The sequence below is a fragment of the Streptococcus sp. GMD6S genome, from assembly GCF_000297015.1.
Map to the genome: position 1 here is coordinate 1 of NZ_AJRH01000086.1, position 3,961 is coordinate 3,961.

The window sequence follows — 3,961 nt, forward strand, 5'->3', positions numbered from 1 at the left end:
GTCGTTACAAATGGCTCAACAGTAACTGTAACCGACAAAGACGATGACCTTCCACGTAAGATTACCTTCAGCAAGGTAAATCTAGCGGGTGAAGAAATCGCGGGTGCAAAAATCCAAATTTTCCGTGGAGAAAAAGTTGCAGGTAGTCCTGTGGCTGAATGGACTTCAAAAGCCAATCAATCACATGTACTTGATTTGACTCCAGGAGTATATACTTTCCATGAAGAAGCCGCTCCAACTGGATACTTAGCAGTAACAGATATTACATTCCAAGTTAACTACGACGGAACTGTAACAGTGGTAAATGCTAGTGGAAATCAGGTTGAGTTTAAGGATGGTAAGTTAGTAGTAACGGACCAAACTGAACCAGAAAATCCTAACCTACCAAACACTGGAAGCGAATCTGGACAAGCTGCATTAGCAGCAGGTTTAGCTCTTCTAGCTTTAGGTGCAGGTCTTGTAGCAACTAAACGAAGAAAAGAAGACTAATCTCATTTAGTAGCCAATAAGTACAGTAATGAAAGATCAGGGATAACCCCCTGGTCTTTTTTTATGGTTCAGAATAATGAAATATGCTAAATTAAACTATTTATCAGGATGGGATATGACTATTACTAGATTTCTTCTGATTTTTACTTATATAAAATAGTTTGGATAATTATTAAGGTATATCAAACTTATAAATAAATGGAATGTTTAGTTCAATGTTTCTTTCTGTTTGTTTAAAAGAGAAGTTGTTCGTAAGTGTACACTATACTTAAAGAAACTTCAGTCTGATGAAAGAATTAGTTTTTATGGCAATAATTTTACACTGTGTCAATATTTTCAAAAGGCAATAACCTCATAATATTACAAAAAAAGTTAATTTTGTTTTATAATGAAACTAAAGGAGGTTTCTATATTAAAAATAGAACAAATATGATAAATATTGCACTCACATATAGTTATGAAACATGTTAATATGATGTAACTTATTCAATAACCCTCATGGATTTCAACGAATTCGAAAGGAGATGAGTGTTGAGATTTTATAATCATAGTTTGTCGTTTTAATGTTTTCGGTAATTTAGAAAGGAAGATTATGAAGGACAAGAAATTTTGGTTACCCATCCTAACTTCTCTGGCCTGTTTGCTAGGGATGATCTTTGCTCCAAATTCAGTTCAAGCAAAGGAACTGAAGAACGTTATCAGTAATATTGGTATTTGGGAGGTTGATAATGGTAAGTTTATAAAACCGGATGCGAATGGTGTTTATACACTTTCTCCTGAACATCATAACTACTCAAATTATAAATTCACTGTTGATTACGATTTGAGCGCCTATGATGGTAAATTAGAGGACGGTGATACCTTTACCTTTACTGTTCCGAGCCCTTTAACTGTTAGAAATGAAACTTTTGATTTAAAAGATAAGGAAACAGATCTCGTTATCGGAGAAACTCAAATTGTATCAAACGGGGATAATAATGGTGGTAAGGCGACTATTACATTAAAAAATCTGAAAACCTATCTTGAGAAAAAAGGTGGCTATCAAGTCCAAAACGTTAAAGGAAATTTCTTTGTTGGTTTTAGTTCTAAAAATGAATTAAGCAATGAAACGCTCCGTTTTGATAAAACGGAAACCATAAATGAAATCACCCATCAAATCAAGGTTAAAAAAGGTGATACGGCTGATTATTCTGAAGGAATCGGTCGAGCTAATTTCAATAAATATCATGGTTTGATTTACAAAGAGGATTGGACATCCAAGGCTCTAAATAAGAGTGGAAAATACTTACACAGCTGGTATGTTCGTGTTAATCCGAAACAAGCAGCCTATAATAAAATTGAAATTCATGACTGGGTAGATCCAAATGCTTCACCAATGCAAATGATTCCTGAAACATTTAGCGTCACGGCAGGTTGGTATGATCAATATTATTATTTGAAAGATGAAGTGGTTTTAGAAGCTGGTAAGGATTACCAAGTAAAATGGAATGATTCTTACACAGAATTTACTTTAACAATTAACAATGCATCTTCAATTCTTGCGAAGAACGGGAAACCAGCAGCATTTCGAATTAATTATAAAACAAGTGCTCCAGCGGATGGCACGCAAGTCCAAAACAATGCTGAAATGAAGGGTGATGACCAGATTCTAACATATGACGACTATAGTAATAAGACAGTCGTTAAGCAAATCGGAAACTCAGTCGTTGCTTCTGGCGGTACAATTCAGTTAGAAACAGGGTACCGTATCATTCTTTACAAGGTCGACGAGCTGACTCATGACCGTCTAAAAGGAGCAAAATTCAAGATTACTCCTCCGGCAGGAGCTACGGCTAAAGAGGAAATTGTAACGACAAATGATGACGGAATTGCTGAATCATCTATTTACTCAGAAAGTGATATCAAGAAAGGGAACTTTACGGTAACCGAAATTGAGGCTCCTGAGGGATATGAGTTAAATCCTACTCCATTTGAGATGACTGTTGGACAAGATGGAGCTATCAAAACAGTTACAAATAAACGTAGCAAAGCTAAAGCCAAGATTAAAGCTAATAAAAAACTTACAGGTCGTGAGTTGAAGGCTGAAGAGTTTGAATTCACTTTAACAGACCAAGATGGTAAGGTGAAAGAAACTGTGAAGAATGACAAAGACGGAAACATTGCTTTCTCAGAATTGGAATTCGACAAAGCAGGGACTTATACCTTTAAAATTGCTGAAAAAGCTGGCAGTGATACAAGCATCAAGTACGACACTAAAACTATCACGGCTACAGTTACTGTAGTAGATAAGGGCAAAGGTGCACTTGAAGCAACTGTTTCTTACGATGATGAAAAAGCTTTTGAGAATACTTACACTCCAGCAAAAACGGAAGTTCCTGTGAAGAAAGTATGGAAGGACGAGAACAACCAAGACGGTAAACGTCCAACTTCTGTCACAGTTAAATTGCTTGCGGATGGTCAAGATACTGGTAAGACACTTGAGCTCAATGCCGCAAACGGTTGGACTGGAAGCTTCACAAACCTTGATGCTGATAAAGGCGGAACACCTATTCAGTACACTGTAGTAGAAGTAACTGTTGCTGGTTATACTTCTGAAATTACTGGTGATGCTGCATCAGGATTCACTATCACAAATAGCTATTCACCAGAAACAGTTGATGTAAAAGCAACTAAGAACTGGGATGACGCTAATAACCAAGACGGCAAACGTCCGACTAAGATTACAATCAATCTTTTAGCAGACGGTCAGAAAGTTGATTCGAAAGAAATTCAGGCTGCTGCAGACGGAACATGGACTGTCGAATTCACGAAATTAGCAAAATATAAAGCTGGTAAAGAAATCAAATACACTGTAACAGAAGAAGCCGTAGCAGAATACGAATCTACTATTACAGACTTTACCATCACAAACAAATATGCTCCTAAAGCAATCGACTACAAGGTAACAAAAGTATGGAACGACGCTAATAACCAAGACGGCAAACGTCCTGAGTCCGTAACGGTTCAACTTTATAAAAAAGTAGGAGATGCTGATCCAGTAGCCGTTGAAGGTAAGAAATTAACCTTGACAGCTAAGGATAAGACCGACGCTAACACTTGGGTAGCATCCTTCACAAATCTTCCACAATACGAAGCTGGTAAAGAAATCACATACTCAATCAAGGAAGTGGATGTGCCAGCTGGCTATGAAGCCTCTGTAACTGGTCAAGTAGTGACTAACACTCACAATCCAGATACAGTTATCCTTTCAGGAACTAAGGTGTGGAAAGATAACAACAACCAAGACGGCAAACGTACAACATCTGTGAAAGTTCAAATTCTTAACGGCGACAAAGTTGTTCAAGAAATTGAAGTTTCAGAAAAAACTGGTTGGAAGTTCGAATCAAAAGCACTTCCTAAGTATGAAAATGGTAAACTAATCAAGTATACTGTCAAAGAAGTGGTTGTGAAAGGATATACTTCAACAATCACC

2 protein-coding genes are annotated in these 3,961 nt (G+C 36.9%); both read left to right on the forward strand.

Annotated features, from left to right (window positions below; translation table 11 throughout):
- Window positions 1-489, forward strand: a 489-nt coding sequence (locus GMD6S_RS08455) for a prealbumin-like fold domain-containing protein (RefSeq protein WP_000326117.1), incomplete at its 5' end; no start/stop codon positions are given.
- A 592-nt stretch (window positions 490-1,081) separates the two neighbouring features.
- A partial coding sequence (locus tag GMD6S_RS08460; protein ID WP_000653335.1) for a Cna B-type domain-containing protein occupies window positions 1,082-3,961 on the forward strand: 2,880 nt, incomplete at its 3' end.